Source organism: Phytoactinopolyspora endophytica (assembly GCF_004138495.1).
GTDB lineage: Bacteria > Actinomycetota > Actinomycetes > Jiangellales > Jiangellaceae > Phytoactinopolyspora > Phytoactinopolyspora endophytica.
On the sequence record NZ_ML142858.1, the window covers coordinates 239,049 to 240,562 of the forward strand.

A 1,514-nucleotide genomic window follows, 5' to 3' on the forward strand; every position below is an offset into this window, starting at 1 on the left:
CGAGGTGACACAAGGCGCCAAGGGCCCGCAGGCCACCGGCGTCCGCCCGATCTGAGCTTCAGCAGGCTTGATGCCTGCTGAGAGTACTTCCTGACTGATGGGCCGGCACTTCGGTGCCGGCCCATCGGTTTATGTATCGCCATCGCCGCGGACATAGGTCGAGCGGCGGGGCCGCTCACCCGCCTACCCTGACGCATGGCGGGGTAGGGAATGGGTAGGGCGCCGGTTATGAAGGTTCCCGGCATCACCACGCATGTCGACGAGCCGCGGGACAGGAGCCCGGACAGCACGTTGATGCTGTTGAACGACGGATACGGGTTCCTTCTGAAGCGACTGCGCCGATACCAGCAGGACGTCTTCGAGACGAGACTTCTCGGTGAGCGAGTGATCTGCCTGCATGGTCCGGAGGCCGCACGCGTGTTCTATGATCCGGAACGCTTCGGCAGGAGCCATGCCGCGCCGTCGCGGGTCGAGAAGACGCTGTTCGGGCGGGGCGGTGTCCAAGGCTTGGACGGTGCCGCTCATGAGCGCCGCAAGGCGATGTTCATGCAGCTGATGACGGACGACCGTATCAACGACCTGGTGACGCTGTTCGAGCGTGCCTGGCGCAGCGTGCTCCCCAGATGGGAGAGCAGCGACCGGGTCGTGCTGTTCGAAGAGGCTCAGGAGTTGCTGTGCCGGGCGGTGTGCACCTGGTCCGGGGTGCCGCTCCACGACGACGAGGTGCCTCGGCGGGCGCTGGACATGGCCGCGATGGTCGACGCGTTCGGCGCGGTTGGCCCGCGCCATTGGCGGGGAAGGTCGGCCCGGCGACGCTCCGAGGGTTGGATCAGCGGGATCGTGGCGGACGTACGGACGGGCGATCGTGCTGCCGACGAGGCGAGTGCGCTGCATACGATCGCCTTCCACCGCGATTCGGACGGTGAGTTCCTCGATACTCGGGTGGCCGCCGTGGAGTTGCTCAACGTCATCCGGCCAGTGGTGGCGATCAGCTGGTACATCGCCTTCATCGGGGTCGCCCTGCATGACTGTCCGGAGTGGAAGGAACGAGTCCGTTCTGGTGGCGACGGTGAGGTGGAACGGTTCGTCCATGAGGTACGACGGTTCTATCCGCTCGCCCCGTTCGTCGGTGCTCGGGTACGGCAGAGCTTCGACTGGGGCGGCCACAGGTTCGACGAGGGCACGCTGGTGATCTTGGACGTGTTCGGAACCCACCGGGATGCACGGCTGTGGGACCGTCCCGGTGAGTTCGACCCGGACCGGTTCCGTGGCTGGACATCGGATGGCTATGATCTCATTCCGCAGGGCGGTGGCGATCACCATCGGGATCACCGCTGTGCCGGTGAGTGGATCACGGTCGCCGTGATGAAGGCCGCAACCCAGCTGCTCTGCGACGCGATCGAGTACGACGTCGGCCGGCAGGACCTGGCCTTCAGCCTGAACCGCATCCCCACCGCACCGAAGAGCGGCGTTGTGCTCGAACGGATCAGGCGCCGCTAGGTCGTTGGCCGTCA

Annotated in this window: 1 protein-coding gene; it reads left to right on the plus strand. The window is 66.0% G+C overall.

Annotation, left to right across the window (positions count from 1 at the left end; genetic code table 11):
• Positions 1–228 precede the first annotated feature (228 nt).
• Positions 229–1,500 (plus strand): cytochrome P450, encoded by a 1,272-nt coding sequence (locus ELR45_RS20120; protein WP_165367949.1) that lies wholly within the window; start codon positions 229–231, stop codon positions 1,498–1,500.
• Positions 1,501–1,514: the final 14 nt, after the last annotated feature.